General features: G+C 23.9%; 19 protein-coding genes. 6 read left to right on the plus strand and 13 right to left on the minus strand.

Annotated features, from left to right (window positions below; genetic code table 11):
* Nucleotides 1-4: 4 nt before the first annotated feature.
* From H0H35_RS02500 to H0H35_RS02510, 3 genes are read right to left on the minus strand one after another with little or no spacing between them, the layout of a single operon-like run.
* Nucleotides 5-2,614, minus strand: a complete 2,610-nt coding sequence (locus H0H35_RS02500) for a BamA/OMP85 family outer membrane protein (RefSeq protein ID WP_185882878.1) — start codon at nucleotides 2,612-2,614, stop codon at nucleotides 5-7.
* Between the two features lie 9 nt (nucleotides 2,615-2,623).
* On the minus strand, nucleotides 2,624-3,355 hold the full coding sequence (locus H0H35_RS02505) for an isoprenyl transferase (RefSeq protein WP_185882879.1): 732 nt from the start codon (nucleotides 3,353-3,355) through the stop codon (nucleotides 2,624-2,626).
* 41 nt (nucleotides 3,356-3,396) lie between these two features.
* The gene (locus H0H35_RS02510) at nucleotides 3,397-4,281 is read right to left on the minus strand and encodes an NAD kinase (RefSeq protein WP_185882880.1); all 885 of its coding nucleotides are present in this window, start codon (nucleotides 4,279-4,281) and stop codon (nucleotides 3,397-3,399) included.
* Nucleotides 4,282-4,370: 89 nt separating this feature from the next.
* Between H0H35_RS02510 and H0H35_RS02515 the strand changes: the two genes are divergently transcribed.
* Genes H0H35_RS02515 through H0H35_RS02525 form a run of 3 tightly spaced genes read left to right on the plus strand, consistent with a single transcriptional unit; the run spans nucleotide 4,371 to nucleotide 6,464 of the window.
* The gene (locus H0H35_RS02515) at nucleotides 4,371-5,297 is read left to right on the plus strand and encodes a mevalonate kinase family protein (RefSeq protein ID WP_185882881.1); all 927 of its coding nucleotides are present in this window, start codon (nucleotides 4,371-4,373) and stop codon (nucleotides 5,295-5,297) included.
* Between the two features lie 11 nt (nucleotides 5,298-5,308).
* Nucleotides 5,309-6,061: a pseudouridine synthase gene (locus tag H0H35_RS02520; RefSeq protein WP_185882882.1), complete on the plus strand. Its 753-nt coding sequence runs from the start codon at nucleotides 5,309-5,311 to the stop codon at nucleotides 6,059-6,061.
* Nucleotides 6,039-6,464, plus strand: a complete 426-nt coding sequence (locus H0H35_RS02525; protein WP_185882883.1) for a type II 3-dehydroquinate dehydratase — start codon at nucleotides 6,039-6,041, stop codon at nucleotides 6,462-6,464. Before H0H35_RS02520 ends, H0H35_RS02525 begins: the two co-directional genes overlap by 23 nt.
* Here H0H35_RS02525 and yihA read toward each other — a convergent pair.
* From yihA to atpD, 7 genes are all read right to left on the minus strand, one after another.
* Entirely contained in the window at nucleotides 6,438-7,052 is a 615-nt protein-coding gene (yihA, locus tag H0H35_RS02530; RefSeq protein WP_185882884.1) for a ribosome biogenesis GTP-binding protein YihA/YsxC, read from the minus strand. The two genes, H0H35_RS02525 and yihA, sit on opposite strands and share 27 nt — an antisense overlap.
* Nucleotides 7,027-7,809 carry an alpha/beta fold hydrolase gene (locus H0H35_RS02535; protein ID WP_185882885.1) on the minus strand — a complete coding sequence of 261 codons (783 nt, stop codon included), beginning with the start codon at nucleotides 7,807-7,809 and terminating at the stop codon, nucleotides 7,027-7,029. The genes yihA and H0H35_RS02535 overlap by 26 nt, the downstream gene beginning before the upstream one ends.
* 5 nt (nucleotides 7,810-7,814) lie before the next feature.
* Nucleotides 7,815-8,531 carry a ribonuclease III family protein gene (locus H0H35_RS02540; protein WP_238892318.1) on the minus strand — a complete coding sequence of 239 codons (717 nt, stop codon included), beginning with the start codon at nucleotides 8,529-8,531 and terminating at the stop codon, nucleotides 7,815-7,817.
* Between the two features lie 23 nt (nucleotides 8,532-8,554).
* Nucleotides 8,555-9,817 carry a beta-ketoacyl-ACP synthase II gene (fabF, locus tag H0H35_RS02545; protein WP_185882887.1) on the minus strand — a complete coding sequence of 421 codons (1,263 nt, stop codon included), beginning with the start codon at nucleotides 9,815-9,817 and terminating at the stop codon, nucleotides 8,555-8,557.
* 10 nt (nucleotides 9,818-9,827) lie between these two features.
* Nucleotides 9,828-10,094 (minus strand): acyl carrier protein, encoded by a 267-nt coding sequence (locus tag H0H35_RS02550; RefSeq protein WP_185882888.1) that lies wholly within the window; start codon nucleotides 10,092-10,094, stop codon nucleotides 9,828-9,830.
* Nucleotides 10,095-11,222: 1,128 nt separating this feature from the next.
* The gene (locus H0H35_RS02555; protein ID WP_238892319.1) at nucleotides 11,223-11,462 is read right to left on the minus strand and encodes a F0F1 ATP synthase subunit epsilon; all 240 of its coding nucleotides are present in this window, start codon (nucleotides 11,460-11,462) and stop codon (nucleotides 11,223-11,225) included.
* Nucleotides 11,459-12,979 (minus strand): F0F1 ATP synthase subunit beta, encoded by a 1,521-nt coding sequence (atpD, locus tag H0H35_RS02560; protein WP_185882889.1) that lies wholly within the window; start codon nucleotides 12,977-12,979, stop codon nucleotides 11,459-11,461. Before atpD ends, H0H35_RS02555 begins: the two co-directional genes overlap by 4 nt.
* A gap of 83 nt (nucleotides 12,980-13,062) precedes the next feature.
* Between atpD and H0H35_RS02565 the strand changes: the two genes are divergently transcribed.
* From H0H35_RS02565 to H0H35_RS02575, 3 genes are all read left to right on the plus strand, one after another.
* Nucleotides 13,063-14,001, plus strand: a complete 939-nt coding sequence (locus H0H35_RS02565; RefSeq protein ID WP_185882890.1) for a bifunctional riboflavin kinase/FAD synthetase — start codon at nucleotides 13,063-13,065, stop codon at nucleotides 13,999-14,001.
* A gap of 18 nt (nucleotides 14,002-14,019) precedes the next feature.
* Nucleotides 14,020-14,616 (plus strand): hypothetical protein, encoded by a 597-nt coding sequence (locus H0H35_RS02570; RefSeq protein ID WP_185882891.1) that lies wholly within the window; start codon nucleotides 14,020-14,022, stop codon nucleotides 14,614-14,616.
* Between the two features lie 155 nt (nucleotides 14,617-14,771).
* A complete protein-coding gene (locus tag H0H35_RS02575) occupies nucleotides 14,772-16,694 on the plus strand; it encodes a PD-(D/E)XK nuclease family protein (RefSeq protein ID WP_185882892.1) in 1,923 nt (640 codons plus the stop codon).
* Here the strand turns inward: H0H35_RS02575 and leuB are convergent.
* The 3 genes from leuB to leuC are packed head-to-tail and all read right to left on the minus strand — an operon-like array spanning nucleotide 16,691 to nucleotide 19,732.
* Nucleotides 16,691-17,755 (minus strand): 3-isopropylmalate dehydrogenase, encoded by a 1,065-nt coding sequence (gene leuB / locus H0H35_RS02580; RefSeq protein WP_185882893.1) that lies wholly within the window; start codon nucleotides 17,753-17,755, stop codon nucleotides 16,691-16,693. The two genes, H0H35_RS02575 and leuB, sit on opposite strands and share 4 nt — an antisense overlap.
* Nucleotides 17,755-18,354, minus strand: a complete 600-nt coding sequence (gene leuD / locus H0H35_RS02585) for a 3-isopropylmalate dehydratase small subunit (RefSeq protein WP_185882894.1) — start codon at nucleotides 18,352-18,354, stop codon at nucleotides 17,755-17,757. Before leuD ends, leuB begins: the two co-directional genes overlap by 1 nt.
* On the minus strand, nucleotides 18,341-19,732 hold the full coding sequence (gene leuC, locus H0H35_RS02590; RefSeq protein WP_185882895.1) for a 3-isopropylmalate dehydratase large subunit: 1,392 nt from the start codon (nucleotides 19,730-19,732) through the stop codon (nucleotides 18,341-18,343). The genes leuD and leuC overlap by 14 nt, the downstream gene beginning before the upstream one ends.
* Nucleotides 19,733-19,742 lie beyond the last annotated feature (10 nt).

A 19,742-nucleotide genomic window follows, 5' to 3' on the forward strand; every position in this document is an offset into this window, starting at 1 on the left:
TTCTTTATACATCATCCCCCATGATAATATGACTTTTCCATTTTGGATTGAAATAATTATCTTCTTTTTTCATAAATGAATTTATTGGACAACCAAAATCTACACCAATAAATCCTATTGGAGGCCAATAAGATCGAAATCCAATACCAAAGGATTTATTCATTTTTTTACTGAATATTCGATAAGAATCATCGACATTCCCTCCTTCTATAAAGAAAAGAGTCCACATTTTTAGTGTAGGTGCATTATGAAGTAAATACCTTAATTCTAAACCTATTTTCTTATAAAAACTTCCTCCATCACTTGCCATTTCATATATTGAATCTTTTTTTGGAAAATCATATCCTCTAAAAGAAATATAATTGTTTCCTATTCCTTTTGGTTGAACTCCTCCCATATAAAATTTATGAAATGGTAATTCAGGTTTTTTTCCTTGATAATTTCCTATATAACCAGTTTCTCCTATTAATTTTAATATTAATCTATCCATAATTTTTTTATACCAATAAGTAAGGAATTTTACTTTAAAATAATTTTTCCATTTTTTTTGATCATGCACAATACTGATTTTTTTATTCTTTTCATAAAAATCATTATACATAGGTGAAAATACTCCTTCTAATTTTATATAAGAACCAGAAAATGGAAAAATGGGGTTTAGTATCGTAGAATCTCTTTCCAATGAAATTCTAGTATTGATATCATTGAATTGAAATCGTTTATTATAATAAGATGAATCTATTTTTTTCTTATAATAACTATTTTTTTCTCCATTTATAGAAAAAGATACATTAGAATAAGGATCGATGAAAGGAAGAGTTTTACTTACTATCAAAGAACCTAATGTTTGATCTAAAAATAATCGTTCACTTGAAAATTCATTCAATGGTTCAATTGCAGATTCATTTAATGAATCTGCATCTTCATTATTTGTTATTTCTTTTCTTAAATGATTAGCTTCTATTGTTACGGAAATTGGCATTTTTTTTTTAATCCATGGATCTGTAAAAGAAAATCCATAAGAATGAAAATACCGACCAAATTCACTACTAATCTGTAGTTTTTGTCCATCACCTTGTGGAACAGGATCCCATGATCTTGGATGAAAAATGTTTTTAATAGAAAAATTTTTAAAATTGAAATTTAATCTTCCAATAAATTTTGAAATGCAATTACCTCCTAATGACCCTTGTAATTGAATTTCATTAGCATTTTTTTCCACAACATTCCATTCTATATCCACAGAGTTATTTTTATATGGAACAAATCTAAAAGATATTTGATTAAATAAATTTAATTTTTCTAAAGAAACAAAACTTTCTTTGATTTTTTCAGGAGAAATCTTATCTCCAGGCATCATTTGAAATTCTCTTCTAATTATTTCTTCATTTGTAATGACATTTCCTTTGATTTTTATTTCATGAATATGAACAGGCTCTTGTTCATATATTCGAATAAATAAATCTACTTGATTCGTACGTGTTAATTTTTCTTCCAAAAATATTTTAACAAATAAATATCCCAAATTTAAATATTGAGTAAAAACGCTACGACAATCTTTACCGAAGAGACGTTTTTCTAGTCTTATTCTATTATAAACATTTTTATAATATTTACCTCTTTTCATCATTTTAGGAAAAAGAATTCTTTTTAATGTATCTGTATCTACATGTTCATTACCATGAATAGAAATATTTCTTATGTAATATCTTTTTCCTTCGATTATTTTTATTTTTAATCCATAATTTCCAGTTTTTTTTTCCCATACAGAATCTAAAAAAATATTTGCGTATCTATTTCCAATAGATTGATATTGTTTTTGAATCCCTATCAAATCTTGTTTTATGTTTTCTTGAACAAAATAATAAACAGGTTTTTGTATGAAAGGGAAAGGATAATGACTCTTCGTATTTATCATACAAGTTAATAAATCCTGATCAGAAACAATTTTATTTCCATCAAAATCAATTTCTTCTATTTCCACTATTTTTCCTTTTATAACGAGAAAATATAATATATTTTTAGAAGTATTTTTATCTTCTAATATTTTATATTTAACAGAAACATTAGGATATCCTTTTTTTTCATAAAATGATTGAATATCTTCTTTGATTACCCGAATCAAATATTGGGGAATTCGATATCCAAATTGAATATTTGTAATACTTAAAAACTGATTTGGATTCACTTCATTACCTCCTTTTTCCTTAATTTTGATATCATGTATTTCATCTAAGTCCTCTAGTTTATATAAAAGATCAATTTTATTTTTTCCTACTTCTTTTTTAAAAACAGTTACATTTTTAAATAAATTACTTTTCCACAATTCTCGAATAGAATTATCTACTTTGGTATTCAATGTTATATCTCCTGGATGAATACCAGTTATATCATATATATAATTACCATCCAAAATTGTTTTTCCTTTTATAAAAATATTCCTTACAGTTATCTGATGAATATTGTATTTATTATGAATAATGAATTTTCCCTTTTTAGAATCAAAGTATGGATTTGTTTCAGAAAATAAATGGTGTGAGAACAATAATTGTATTAATATAAAAAAAGATAAATAATAACATATATTTTTAAAAACAATACAATTATTCATCATGAATAAAAATTAATGAATATTACCAAAACGACGTTTTCTTTTTTGATAATTGATAATAGCTTTAAAAAAATCTTTTTTTCTAAAATCAGGCCATAAAATATTTGTAAAATATAATTCAGCATAAGCAGACTGCCAAAGCAAAAAATTACTTATTCTTTTTTCTCCACTAGTTCTGATAACTAAATCTACATCTGGTAAATTTTTTGTGTATAAATGATCTTGAAAAAAAGAATCATTTATATCTTCTAATGGGATAACTCCTTGACATACTTTTTTTGCAATATTTTTTGTAGCTCTTATAATTTCTTCTCTAGATCCATAATTCAATGCTAAAACGAGAGTTCCAGAACTGTTATGTTTTGTTTTTTTTATAAAAAAACAAAGTACTTTTTGAAGAAAATCTGAAAATTTTTCCATACATCCAATAGAAATAATTCTCAAATTTTTTCGATGAATCACTTCTAGATACTTTTTTAAATTTTTATGAAATAAATTTAATAGATTTTCTACTTCTTGTTTAGGACGACTCCAATTTTCTGAAGAAAAAACATATAAAGTAATATATGGAATACCTAATTCTTTACAAGCATTCAAAGAATCTATAATAGATATCATAGCTTGTTCATGACCAAAAGTTCTCAATTTTCCCCTTTTTTCAGCCCAACGGCCATTTCCATCCATAATAATAGCTACATGATGAGGTATTTTACTATAATCTATTTTTTCTAATAAGTTTTTCATAAAACATCATAAAAAACATTTTTCACAAATATAATATAAACTTAGTTTCTTTGATCTATACCCCATAATAGTTTTTCTCTTAAGGTTTTAAAATAAGTATTTTTTCCTTCCTGGAATATATATACATAAAAAGGAGCCTTTTTAATATATAATTCATTTTCCTTTTTTAAAGAAGTTAATCTTGTATCCATTGATAATGAATAATACATAGTTCTACTATGTATCTTTAAGTGTACTGTTTGATGATCTGATATTACCAATGGACGTGAAAACAAGTTATGTGGAGAAATAGGAGTAAGAACAAAATTTTTATTATCAGGACTAATAATAGGTCCTCCACAACTCAAAGAATAACCAGTAGAACCTGTAGGAGTAGAAATGATTAAACCATCAGCCCAATACGATGTTAAAAAATCATTATCAATATAAACATCTATAGTGATCATAGAAACAGTTTCTTTTCGTAAAATGACTATTTCATTTAATGCAAAATTGAATGTTTTATGAAATTTGATGATTGATGATTCCAAACATAATAAACTCCTTGGCATTAAATATAGTTTTTTATTAAATATTTGATCAATCTTATGAATAAAAACATCCTTATTAAAAGTTGCGAGAAATCCTAAATTTCCAGTATTTACTCCTACAATAGGAATTCCAGAATCTCTTATGAAATTAATAGCAGATAAAATAGTTCCATCTCCACCAAAAGTAAACATCAGGCTAAAATTTTTTTTTAATTCTTCATAATGAGAAAATATAGGATATTTCATTTCTTTAAATTCACGAAAAGATGATAATGTTTGAAGAAAACATTTTTCTATATACACTTCTATCGATTGATTTAACGCGTATTTAATGAACTTATTTAAATATGGTATATTCTGTTCCGTAATTTTTTGTCCATATACTGCTATTTTCATTTCAATGAAATTCTTTTTTTATATTTATTTTTATATTTATATGATAACCATAGAAATAAAATTTAAATTTAATAATTACAAAGTAAAAAATGAAACATTCTATATTTCCTTCAAAGATTTTATTATTTGGAGAATATGGAGTTTTAGAAAATTACTGTGGACTTTCTATTCCTTATGATTTTTATCAAGGAATTTTAAAGTTTGGAAATAATATTCATCATTTTCATTCTAATCAAGAAATGAAAAAATTCTACAATTTTCTTTCTCTATCAAAAAAACATTCTTCATTTAAAATGCTACATCTCAAAAACTTTTCGCAAGATTTAGAAAAAGGAATATATTTTCATTCTAATATTCCTCAAAAATGTGGGTTAGGAAGTTCTGGAGCTTTAGTTGCCTCTATTTATGATAGATATTCAAGAAGTAAAAAAAATGTTAATGAAATAAAAGATGAAAATCTTCTATTTTTTACAAAAATTTTTAGTGATATGGAATCTTTTTTTCATGAAAAAAGTTCGGGTTTAGATCCTTTAATATGTTATTTCAATAAACCTTTTTTAATTTATTCTAAAAATAAAATATCAACAATTCAAATACCTAAAAAAAACAAAAAAGGAAAAGGGGCTATTTTTTTATTAAATTCAGAAAGGAAAGGAGAAACAAGATATATGATCAAATTTTTCTTGAAAAAATTAAAAAACAACACATTTAAAAAAAATTTAAAAAAGGAATTCGTACAATATAATCAAAAATGCATTAAATTTTTTTTAGAAAAAGACTTTCAATCTTTATTACATTGTGTTAAAAAAATATCTATTTGGATTTTTGATAATCTTTATTATATGATTCCAAAAAATTTTATTAAAATTTGGAAAGAAGGAATATATAATGATTTTCATTATATGAAATTATGTGGATCTGGTGGTGGTGGTTTTACATTAGTATTTTCTCCAAACTATGAATTATCAATTCAAAAATTAAAAAAATATCAGACAAAAATCATTTTTCAATTTTAATTAATTTTTATATGTTTACAAAACAAAAAAAAATAAGATTAAATCATTTCTTATCTTGTGCAGGAATTTCATCTAGAAGAAAATCGGATTTATTAATTCAATCAGGATCCGTAGAGGTTAATGGAAAGATTATTACTAAATTAGGTACCATAATTAATACAAAAGATATCGTAAAATTTAATGGAGAAACTATTAAAATTGAAAAAAAAATTTATTTGTTAATAGATAAACCTAAAGGTTTTATTACAACAACTAAAGATCAATTTCATAGAAAAACGGTGATGAACTTAATTCCTCATGATTTGATAAAGTATAGGTTATTTCCCGTAGGAAGATTGGATCGATTAACAACTGGTCTTTTACTTCTTACAAATGATGGTCAAATATCCGAAAAATTAACTCATCCAAAACACCGTATACAGAAAATTTATCGTGTTTTATTAAATCAAGAAATAGAATCAAAAGATATATATAAAATCAAAAAAGAAAAAATTTTTTTGAAAGAAGGAAGAATAAAAATTAATTTTATATATAAAGGTTATTTGAAAAACGAAATAAAAATTGGATTATATTTAGGATGGAATAAAATTATTAAACGAATTTTCAAAAAATTGAATTACGATGTCATTCAATTAGATCGTATAAATTTTGGAGGATTAACTAGAAAACATCTGAAAAAAAAAATTTTTATTCGATTAAGTAATCATGAAGTTATAAATATTTTGAATCAAAATTTTGTACATGAAAAGAATAATTATCATTAATGGTCCTAATTTAAATCTCTTAGGAATAAGAGAAACAAAATTTTATGGAACGGAAAATTTTCATGAATATATTCATCAAGTAAAAAAAAAAAAAATATTTTCTAATATAAATATTGATTGTTATCAATATAATTGCGAAGGAAAAATTATAGATATGTTACATCAAATAGGATTTAATTCTGATGGCATTTTATTGAATGCAGGAGCGTATACTCATACTTCTATTGCTATTGCAGATGCTATTAAATCCATTACAACTCCAGTAGTGGAAATTCATATATCCAATATATATTCTAGAGAAATTTTTCGAAAAAAATCATTTTTATCTTCTGTTTGTAACGGAACTATTTTTGGATTTGGATTAAAATCTTATGAATTAGGAATAATGAGCTTTTTTTTGTAATTGATTTAATTCTTCTATATATTGTTTCATATTTTTGATCCCCAGTTTTTTTTTTGAAGATATTTTAAAATATTTAGGATAAATCATTTTTTTTTTCATTTTAGAAAAATATGATACAATATGATGATCAAGAATATTCATATTTTTTAATTTATCAACTTTTGTAAAAACAATACAAAATTTGATTTTTTTTTTGTTTAAAAAATTTATAAAATTTATATCAATTTTTTGCATCAAAATTCTACAATCTATTAATAAAAATAAACAGGTTATAGTTTTTCTATAAAAAATATAATCTATAATTAGTTTATTATTTGTTTTCTTAAGGTATTTATTAGAAGAAAAACCATAACCTGGCAAGTCTATTAAATACCACTCTTGATTTATTATAAAATGATTAATCAATTTTGTACTTCCCGGATGGGAGGAAACTCGTGCTATCGATCTTCGATTGGTGATACAATTTATTAAACTAGATTTTCCTACATTAGATCTTCCTGCAAAAGCATACTCAGGATAATTCTTATTAACAATAAATTGATTAATATCAGATATACTCTTTTTAAATTTTACAGAAAATATTTTCATGATTCAAATTAAATTGAGAAAGCCATTTTTCCATAATTATTGTGAATGTTTTAGGATGTTCCATCATAGGAACATGTCCACATTTATCAATCCAATATAAATCCGAATTGGGTAATAATTTATGAAATAAGTTTGCAACATCTGGAGGAGTAATATAATCTTGTTTTCCCCAAATTAAGCAAATCGGAATATGAATCAAAGATAAATCTTTAGACATATTATATTTCATGGAACTTCTTGCCATATATAAAATTTTTATTCCTTTTTTTTTATCATTTACAATATGAAAAATTTCATCCACTAGTTCTTTAGTTGCTATACTAGGATTATAAAATACTTCTTGTGATTTTTTCTTAATATATTCATAATTTTCTCTTTTAGGAAAATGAGATCCAAAAGATTTTTCAAATAAACCAGAACTACCAGTTAATACTAGAGAATGAACCAAATCCATGTTATTTTTTGCTATAATTAAGGCTATATGACCTCCTAACGAATTTCCAATCAAAGTCACTTTTCTTACTCCTATTTCAATTAAAAATTCAATTATATAATTAGATATGCTATATATATTTGTTAAAAATAGAGGTCTATTATAAAGAGGAAGAAAGGGAAAAATGACTTCATAACCTATTTTGGGAAAAAAATCTAATACATATTTAAAATTACTTAATCCACCCATTAAACCATGAAGCAATACTAATGGATGACCTCTTCCTTTTTTTATATGAGGATATTTTTTATTAACAGAATCCATATGATTTAATTTTTTTTTTTTCTTTTTAAAAGAAGAAAATAAGCTTTTTTTGCAGCTATTTCTTCTGATGTTTTTTTTGAAAAACCAACACCTTGAGTGTGAATATTGGATTCCGATATTGTAAATATGGATATATAAGTCATATTATTTTTATTTTTTTCATCCAAAAAAGTATTAAAATTAATTGAAAATTTATTTTTTTGACACCATTCTATCATCCATACCTTATAACGAAATATTTCACCCTGAATTTTCGAAAAATTAATATGGTTATGTAATATTTTTTCATATACAAAATTCTTACATTTTTGATATCCTATTTCTAAATAAACGAATCCAATTAAAGCTTCTAATGTATTTCCTAATACATTATTATTAGATATCATGGTTTTATCTAAAAAAATATCGTATATAGTCAATTTTTTAGACAGTTCATTTAAATTTTTTCTACAAACTATTTTTGATCGTATTTGAGTTAATTCTCCTTCTTTTTTTTCAGGATATTTTTCACATAAAATATGGGATATAATAGTATTTAAAACGGAATCTCCTAAAAATTCTAATCTTTGAAAATTAAAAAAATATTTTTCATGTATATGACTTTTTTTTTCATAAAAATTATATACAAAAACATCTATTAAGGAATTGATATTTTTTGGAGAAAATCCTAATATTTTTTTAATTTTTCTAAATAAAACAGATATTTCTTGTTTTTTGAACATCATGTTATGAAAATCACATTGATTTATTTTTTAAATAAAATACAAACATTATGACCTCCAAAACCAAAAGTATTACATATACTAATTTTTACTTTTTTTCGAATAGATTGATTTGGTGTTAATCTAATTTTTGAGTCTATATTTTCATCTTGATGAAATAGATTGATAGTAGGAGGAATGATTCCTTTAGTTAAAGGAAGTATTGAAGCAATAGATTCTATCGCTCCAGCAGCACCTAATAAATGACCTGTCATTGATTTTGTGGAATTAATATCTATATCAAATATTTTATCAGAAAAAACATTTTGAATAGCGTTTATTTCTGCTATATCTCCTAATTTAGTGGAAGTACCATGAGAATTAATATGATCTACTTCCTCATATTTAATGCATGCATCATTTATAGCCGTTTTCATAGCTAACATAATCCCTTTTCCTTTTGGATGTGGTTTTGTTACATGAAACGCATCTCCAGACAATCCAACTCCCCCTATTTCAGCATAAATGAATGCATCTCTATTTTTAGCATGTTTATATTCTTCAAGAATAAGACAACCTGATCCTTCTCCTAAAACAAAACCATCTCTATCTCGATCAAAAGGTCTAGAAGCCGATTGAAAATCATCATTTCTAGTTGATAATGCATGTAAAGCATTAAATCCACCTACTCCACTTTGTGTTATAGCAGCTTCTGATCCTCCAGCTATCATTACGTCTGCTTTTCCTAAACATATTAAATGATAAGCATCTACTATTGCATGAGAAGAAGAAGCACAAGAAGATACTGTGGCATAATTAGGTCCATGTAATCCATATCTCATGGATATATAACCGGCAGTAATATCTATTAACATTTTAGGAATAAAAAAAGGACTAAATCTGGGTATATAACCGTTTATAATATAATCCGATATAGATTCTTCTAAATTTAAAAGACCTCCAATACCAGAAGACCAAACAACTCCAATTCTTTCTTTTTTTTCTTTAGAAAAATCAATCCCACTATTTTCTATTGCTTCATTAGAAGAAATGATTCCATATTGAGCACATGGATCCAATTTTTTAATTTCTTTTTTACTAAAATAAAGACGAGGGTCATAATTTTTTATTTCACATGCAAATTTTGTTTTATATTTTTTAGTATTAAAATAGGTAATTGGAGCTGTACCACTTTTTCCATTAATGAGAGAAATCCAATATTCCTCTACATTATTTCCTATTGGAGTAATGGTTCCAATACCAGTAATAACTACTTTTTTGAAAAAATTTTCATATTTATTGTGCATAAAAATCTTTCTATTCAGATTTTTTTTCTATATTTTTTTTTTCATATATAAGATCTTTGATAGCTATGATCGCTTCACCAACTGTTGTTATTTTTTCAGCTTTTTCATCAGAAATGCTAATATCAAATTCTTTTTCAAATTCCATAATGAGTTCTACTATATCTAATGAATCTGCACCTAAATCATTCGTAAAACTAGAGTTAGAAAAAATTTCTTTTTTTTCTACACTGAGTTTATCCATAATAAGAGAATAAACTATAGATTCAATATCAGACATATATTTCATAATTTTATTTATAACAACAAAATTAGTAAACTTTTATAAATCACATATAAAAATTTTTTTTCAAAAAATGGAAAAATAATATATGTATTTTTTTATATCATTTAAATAAATGCACAATAAATATTCTTCATCAAAAATTTGAAAATAATTCTTTTCAAAGATCATAAATTTCCATAATCATGAGAAATAAACTCAAATGTGATATATATGTTTCAAATGTATGATGGATATGTTTAACATTTCCATTTCTCTATTTATATAATATATAATTTCAATGAACATATCAATGTTTACATTTTATATAAAGAAAATAAATCTTATAATTTTTTATGAATATGGATAAAAAAACAATTAGATTTTGATTTATAACAAAATATAACACTAAAACAGTATGATAGTATGCTATAAAAACAAAATGTCGATTGATTTACTTCAATATAATTTATATTAAATATATTATAATTGGTTAATAACAAAATTTGAAAAATTCATATTTTTCAACATTTGGAAAAAAAAACGTAGATTTTAATTTAATCAAAATGCAATAAACCGATAAATCAAGTCAATACCCATTATTCTATAAAAAAAGAATTAGACAAAATATGAACATATAGAACAATCAATATTTTGATTACTACTTCCGTAAATAAAAAAAAGGATAAATTATCAAAAATTTCTATTTTTTAGGTCATACGGAATACTTATAAAGTATATTATCAAAAGAATCATGAATAATGATTATATTATTCATAATTAAAAATGAATGAATGAAAAAATTATATATCATAATATAAAATAAATCAAAATTGAATATACAAAAAAATCATAAAATTTATTTATTTTTTTTGAAAATATCTTATAATGAAATTTTTCATACAAAATGATAAAATATCTGTTTTTATGGATATAATTCTGATTTAGGATAAAATAGATTCATAGAATATAAATAATAAACGAAATGAAAACTAGTTTTTCCAATTTTATGTAAAAAAAAATATTTCCTATTCGGACCTGATTTGTGTAATTGATGAATCTGTTTTGAACAAATTTATTTTTAGTGCTATAAAAATATTTACAAATGATATTATTCAAAAAGAATAACAAATCATTCATTTTTAATTATAACAAAACAATTACTACATTTTTATTTACTTGTAAAAATCCATTTTTTATGTTCATTTTTCGTATTTTTTTCGAATTACTTAGAGTAAATGTCAACATTCCATTTTTTAGAATAGATATAAAAAAAATATGTTGATTTAATATTTGGAAATAACCATTCATACCAGGAGCTTTAATGGAAAATACATTATCATAATATTCTACTTTATCTATACTTATAATATTTAGTTCCATCATGATATATTTGTTAATATTTTTTTTCCATGTTCTATTACTTGTTCAATCGTTCCTTTTAAATGAAAAGATATTTCTGGTATATTATCTAATTCTCCATTAAGTATCATATTAAATCCTTTGATAGTGTCCTCAATTTTCACAAACTCTCCTTTTATTCCTGTAAATTGTTTTGCAACATGGAAAGGTTGTGATAAAAATTTCTGAACTCTTCTAGCTCTAGATACTACTAATTTATCTTCTTCACTCAGTTCATCAATTCCCAATATTGCTATAATATCTTGTAAAGAATTATATTTTTGTAGAATTTCTTTTACACGTAATGCACAATCATAATGGTTTTTATCTATTATTTCTGGAGATAATATTCGTGAAGTTGAATCTAATGGATCGACCGAAGGATAGATTCCTAAAGAAGATATTTTTCTAGATAGAACCGTTGTTGCATCTAAATGAGAAAATGTTACTGAAGGAGCAGGATCTGTTAAATCATCAGCAGGAACATAAACTGCTTGTACAGATGTAATGGATCCATTTTTTGTTGAAGTAATTCTTTCTTGCATAGAGCCCATTTCGGATGACAAAGTTGGTTGATAACCTACAGATGAAGGGATCCTTCCTAATAAGGCAGATATTTCAGATCCAGCTTGAGTAAATCGAAATATATTGTCTATAAAAAATAAAACATCTTGACCTTTTTTACTATTTAACGGTTGATCTCGGTAATATTCAGCTAAGGTTAATCCAGATAAAGCGACTCTTGCTCTAGCTCCTGGAGACTCATTCATTTGACCAAAAATAAAAGTAGCTTTGGATTTTTCCAACATATTTTTATCCACTTTAGATAGATCCCAATAACCATTTTTCATTGATTTCATAAAAGATTCTCCATAATTTATAATTCCAGCTTCTAACATTTCTCTTAATAAATCATTACCTTCTCTAGATCTTTCTCCAACTCCTGCAAAAACAGACATACCTCCGTATTTTTTTGCAACATTATTTATTAATTCTTGTATTAATACAGTTTTTCCAACACCAGCTCCTCCAAATAATCCAATTTTACCTCCTTTTGGATATGGTTCAATTAAATCAATAACTTTAATTCCCGTATATAATATTTCAGTATGAGTCGATAAATTTTGAAATAAAGGAGGAGAGCTATGAATCGACCTTTTTTCAGAATGTTTCACTTTACCTAATCCATCTATGCAATTTCCTAAAACATTGAATATTCTTCCATTAATAGATTTTCCTACTGGAATAGTAATTGGTTGATTTAAAACCTTTACTTTTTGACCTCTTCGTAATCCATATGTTTCTTCCATAGAAAGACATCGAACTTTATTATCTCCAATATGTTGTTGTATTTCTAAAATAATTGGATTTTCTTTGGAATTTTCTACTTCTAATGCGTCATATATTTTAGGAATATGTATTTTCTCTTTAAAAGAAACGTCGATAACTGGTCCTATAATTTGTGTGATGATTCCTTTCACTTCTTTATTCTTATTCTTCATTTTTATCTTAAAAAATTTAATTTGATTTCAAAAAATCATTCATATATTTGCATTTATAAATGTAAGAGAAAAGATATAAAATTTTGAAAATTTATTCGTTAATTGAAGAATTTTCTTCTTCATATCCATGTGTCTTTACATTTGGATTTTTTGATGGAGTTCATATAGGACATCAAAGAATCATTCAAAATTTAGTTGTAAATAAAAAAAAAAAATACTGTTCAGTTTTATTGACTTTTAATCCTCATCCACAAGAAATATTATATCCAAACAAAAAATTTTATTATCTAAATACTCTTTCAGAAAGAATATCTAATTTAAAAAATACTGGAATCGAACATTTAATCATTCATCCTTTTACAAGAATTTTTTCAAAATTGAGTACAAAAATTTTTTATCAAAAAATATTACATTATAAATTGAATATTGATAAAATGATTGTTGGATATGATTTTCATATTGGAAAAAATAGAAGAAATTCTTACAACGAACTCAAAATTCTTTCTCAAAAAAAGAAATTTCGATTATATAAAATACCTCCATTCCAACTTCAAAACAAAATAATTAGTTCTACTGAGATACGAAAATCTCTTTTATTAGGAAATTTAGAATGGGCAAATGAATCTTTAGGTTATTTCTATACATTGTCTGGATATGTTGTAAGAGGAATAGGATTAGGAAAAGTAATGAAATATCCAACGGCTAATTTCATAGTTGATTCAAAAAAATTAGTACCAAAACGGGGGGTTTATGCAGTTCAAATACATTATGTCAATCAAATATACAAAGGTATGTTAAATATAGGATTAAATCCTACTATACATCATAAGAATCGAAAAACAAAACTAGAAGTTCATATATTCAATTTTTTTCAAGAAATTTATGGAAAAAAAATAAAAATATCAATGATTAAAATTATACGAGAGGAAATTCAATTCCAATCTATTAATGAATTAAAAAATCAAATTATTAAAGACGAATACAAAATTAAAACATTTTTCAAAATGAAAAATGTTTCTTAAAAAGGTTTTATATATATCGTGAAAAAAAAAATCTATCAAATAATCAAAAAACATATTGCATTATTCAAAAAACAAAATTCTAATAATAGAAAATTAATATTTCTATCTAAGGATTTAGATATTATAGAATATATAAAGGATGAATATCATTGTTTATTTAAAAAAATCAATACTAAATTTTTTACAATAGAAAAATTTTTAGAATTGATTTCTAAAAAGAAAAAATTGGATCAATTTCATCTTTTTTTTTATTTTATTTCGATTCTAAAAAAAGATCATTTTGATAAGAATGAATTAGTGAAGTTTATTAGACTTACTCCTAAAATATTAAATGATTTTCAATATATTGATTTTAATATGATGAATATTCATCATGTTTTTCATTCCATTATATCTACAGAAAAAATAAAACAATGGAATTCAAATTTTTTTGATCAAAAAAAAATACTTTTTTGGAAAAAAATGAATCAATATTATCATATTTTACAATCTAAATTATTAGAAAAAGGATTGACATATCAAGGGTTAATGTATAAAAAATCTATTGATTATTTAGATAACTTTCTATCACATAACTTAAATGTAGAACTAATTTTTTTTTTCGAAAAAATTTAATTTTCGATAAATGGGAAAAAAAATTAGTAAAAAGAATAGATCAAAACAATCAATGTTTTATATATAAATTATGTGATAATACAAAATATTTCAAATATAATAGGAATCCTACTCATAATATTTTCAATAATAAAAAAATAGAAATTTTAAATAAATTGAGTGTTATTGGTGTTTCAAAAGAAATAGAACAAATAAAAATAGTAGAAAATATCATAAAAAAAACAATCAATAATAAAAATCCATTCAAAAAAATATTGATAATTCCATCAGATCATTCTTTATTGATTCCTTTAATATATTCTATTAGAAATGTTTTCAATATTCAATCATCCATTCATATCCATTTTCCTTTAAAAGATATACCTCTTCATTATACTTTTCAAGTAATATTTGAATTTTTAATACAACAAAATAAATTCAACAAAATTGAAACAAAATATGTAAAAAAAATATTTTTAGATAGATATATTCAAAATATTTTTATCAAAAACAATTTTATAATAAAAAAATTACTACATAATAATAATTCATATTTTATTTCCAAACAATTAATAGAAAAATATTTAATGAATAACTATCTTCATGTATTGTTCATAAAATCATTGAATATAAAAAAAATATTAAAAATACTAATTAGTTTTATCAGAAAAATCAAAAACTTTTTGTATAAAGATATTACTAAACATTATATCGAATTACAGTTTTTATACAAATTAGAGTTGTTATTTTTTCGATTGAAAATATTGGATAGAAAAAAAATAATTTCATCATTTATTGTAAATGATCTATTTCACATATACAATGATTTTGTAAAAATGGAAAGCATGGAGTATAGAAACAAAAAATCCCCAAAATTATTTTTTACAAGTTTTACAAAAAACTTTATTGAAAAATTTGACATAACTATCATTACTTCTTTCAATGAAAATGTCATCCCTCCTAAAAAAAAAAATTATTCTTTAATTCCCTATGATATTCAAAAAAAACTAAGAATTCATGACGATTTGATGAGAGAAAAATATTACTTTTCTCATTTTATAAGAATTTATCAATCTTCGAAAAAAATATTTCTCATATTTAAAAACCAACCAGATGAAATCAATTCTGGAGAAATGAGTTCTTTTATTCACCAATTAAAAATTGGTTATAAAATATCAATAAAAAACAAAAATTTTTCATGTTTTCCTAATAAAAAAAAAAAACCAATTTTTATTGAAAAAACAAAATATTTTATCAATCAATTGAATGATTTAAGAATACAAGGTATATCTCCATCTTCTATCATTTTATATAATAAAAATCCTATTCTTTTTTATTCTAAAAAAATCCTGAATCTAAAAAATAAGGAATCTAACTTATGCCAATTAAAAATTGGAGAAATGACTCACAAAGTTTTACAACTGATTTATTCTCCTATAAAAGGAAATTACATTACTAATACTTATATTCATCATATGAAAAAAATAGTTAAGCCAACTATTAAAAAAATTTTATCCGAACAAAAACTTGAAAAAATAAAAAACAATAGACTATATTATTTTCTAATAAAAAATTATATAGAACATTTTATCTTATGGGATGAACAAGTGATTCAAAAAGGAAATAAAATATTGATTAAAAATGTAGAACATAAAATATCTAATATTATTCATATTCAATCAAAAAAAATTCATTTACATGGAATTATCGATCGAATTGACGAGATTAACGGAGTTAATCGTATTATTGATTATAAAATAGGACTATCTAAAAAAAAAGATATAAATATATCTTTTCAACAAAGAAAAGATATATTTACAAATCCAATTTATTCAAATACAATGCAGTTACTCATATATGTTTATTTATGGTTTAATTCTCATATAAACAATCAAAAATCTATATCAAAAATAGAAATAATTTCTCCTATAAAATATAGAAATAATGTAATAATCAAACCTATTCCTATAAATTTTTTTTGTGAAAAAAAAACATTTATAACATATAAAGAATATAAAACAAATTTCTTTCCATTCCTTTCTAATAGAATTAACGAAATTTTAAATCCTAAAATTCCAATTATAGAAAAAATTTACTAGCTTGACAATATCAATTTTTTGATATAATCACCAACTTCATCTGTATTTTTATATGAATTGGGATTGATATCTTTTGTAGAAAAACCATCTTTTATAGATATTCTAACAGCTTTTTCTAATAATTTTGTTTCTTGAACCATACCAAAATATTCTAACATCATCGATCCTGAAAGAATACATCCTAACGGATTTGCTATATTTTTTCCTTTTGCTTGAGGATAAGACCCATGTACAGGTTCAAATAAAGATATTTTTTCTCCTATAGATGCTGAAGGTAACAATCCCAAAGAACTACTAATAATACTAGATTCATCCGATAAAATATCTCCAAACATATTTTCCGTTAATATAACATCGAATCTTTTGGGATTCACAATAATTTGCATAGCTGCATTGTCTACATATAAAAAATCTAAATTAACTTCAGAATAAGTACACCACATTTTTTTTATAATCTCACGCCATAATCTAGAAGTTTCTAATACATTAGATTTATCCACTAATGTTAATTTTTTTTTTCTAGAAAGAGCTGATTGAAATGCTAAATGGCCTATTCTTTCAATTTCTCTTTTTGAATAAGAACAGTAATCATAAGCGGATTCTCCATTATTATATCTTCCTTTTTTCCCATAATAAATTCCTCCTGTTAATTCGCGATATATTACAAAATCAACATTGCTGAATAATTTTTGATTATTTATATGATAAGCATCATTATCAATTTCTGGATAGGATTTAATTGGACGAATATTACAATATAAATCCATTTTTTTTCGAAGTTTTAATAATCCATCTTCTGGTCTATTTCCTAAATCATTATTATCGTATTTAGGATCTCCTACACATCCAAATAAAATAGCATCGGATTTATAACAACTATTTATAGATTCTTTTGGCATTGGATCTCCAAATTTTTCTATAGCAGATCCTCCAGCTAAAACTTTTGTATAAAAAAATTGATGATTATATTTTAATCCAATAGCATTTAGAATTTTAATTGTTTGTTTTATAATTTCAGGTCCTATTCCATCACCTTCTATTACAGAAATATATTTGATCATTACTTTTTTAGTAAAATATTTTTCTTTTCAAAAATCTCTATTTCTTTTTTCATGGTAATTAAAAAATCAATATCATCATATCCATTTAAAAAACAACTTTTTCTATATGGATGTATATAAAATTTTTCAAAATTATTTTTTTTCATAATTAATACTTTTTGATGAATTAAATCTACTTGTATTTCCGTTCTAGGATTATTTGTTATGATTTTAAACAATGTTTGAACAAAACCTTCAGATAATTCTACAACTAATAACCCATTGTTTAATGCATTATCTTTAAAAATATCAGAAAAAGAATTAGCTATGACAACTCGGAATCCATAATCAAATATAGCCCAAACAGCGTGTTCTCTACTAGAACCACATCCAAAATTTTTTCCCGATAAAAGTATTTTACCAAAAAATTCATCACTATTTAATATAAAATCTTGATTTAAAGAACCATCTTTTTTATAACGCCAATCTGAAAATAAATTTTTTCCTAATTTTTTTTTATTTGATTCTTTTAGAAATCGAGATGGTATAATCTGATCTGTATCAATATTTTCTATTGGAATTGGTACAACTCTACTGATCATATTTTTAAATTTCTTCATGAATATATTTATTTATATCTACAATTTTACCTTCAATAGCTATAACAGCTGCTGTTAAAGGACTGGATAGTAAAGTTCTCGAACCAGGTCCTTGTCTTCCTTCAAAATTTCTATTCGATGTAGATACACAATATTTCCCTGAAGGAATTTTATCGGAGTTCATACCTAAACAAGCAGAACATCCTGGTTCACGAAAATCTAAACCAGAATTATTAAAAATAACATCTAATCCTTCTTTTTTTGCTTGTCTCAGTACTTTATTCGACCCTGGGACTATCAAAACATGTATATGACGAGATTTTTTTTTTCCTTTAACAATAGATGCTACTAATCTCAAATCTTCTATTCGAGAATTCGTACAACTTCCTATAAATATATAATCTATTGTTTTTCCTATTAAAGATTCTCCTGGAGAAAACCCCATATATTTTAAAGAATTCATTTTTTTATCGTCAAGAAATGATTGATTCGGAATTGTACCATTTATTTTCATAGCCATTCCAGGATCCGTTCCATAAGTAATCATCGGATCAATATCATCAGCCATGAATGAATATTCTCGATCAAACACATATTCCATATCCGTTTTTAATGATTTCCAATATTTCATCATTTTATAGTCTATTTTTTCATTACTATGTTCAACAACATAGTCAAAAGTTTTTTGATCTGGAGCAATTAAACCTCCTTTAGCTCCCATTTCTATACTCATATTACAAACAGTCATCCTCTCTTCCATACTCATTTTTTGAAATGTAGATCCACTATATTCTACAAAATAACCAATTCCAGAGTCCACTCCTAGTTTGGAAATAATATATAAAATTACATCTTTTGATGTAACTCCCTTTTTCAAATTTCCATTCAAATGAATCCTCATTTGTTTTGGTTTGGATAATAAAAGGCATTGACTAGCCATAACCATAGCAACTTGAGTTGTACCAATTCCAAAAGCGATACAACCAAATGCTCCATGAGTAGAAGTATGACTATCACCACAAACAATAGTCATACCTGGTTTAGTATGACCTAACTCTGGTCCAATAATATGGACTATTCCATTATTTTTATGTCCCAATCCATATAAAGAAGAAATTCCAAATTTTTTACAATTTTTTGTTAATAAATTGATTTGTATCCTTGATAAAGAATCGAGATCAGGACTCGATTGATGAATTGTAGGAACATTATGATCTGCAGTAGCTACTATTTGTTTTGGTCTAAAAACGGAAATATTTCTTTTTTCTATTTCTAAAAAAGCTTGTGGACTTGTCACTTCATGGATATAATGTCGATCAATATAAATAACATCTATTCCATTATCTAATTTTCTTACTAAATGATAATTCCAAATTTTATCGAATAATGACTGTATCATTTTTTACAAT

It is taken from the genome of Blattabacterium cuenoti, assembly GCF_014252435.1.
In the GTDB taxonomy this organism is placed as follows: domain Bacteria; phylum Bacteroidota; class Bacteroidia; order Flavobacteriales; family Blattabacteriaceae; genus Blattabacterium; species Blattabacterium cuenoti_X.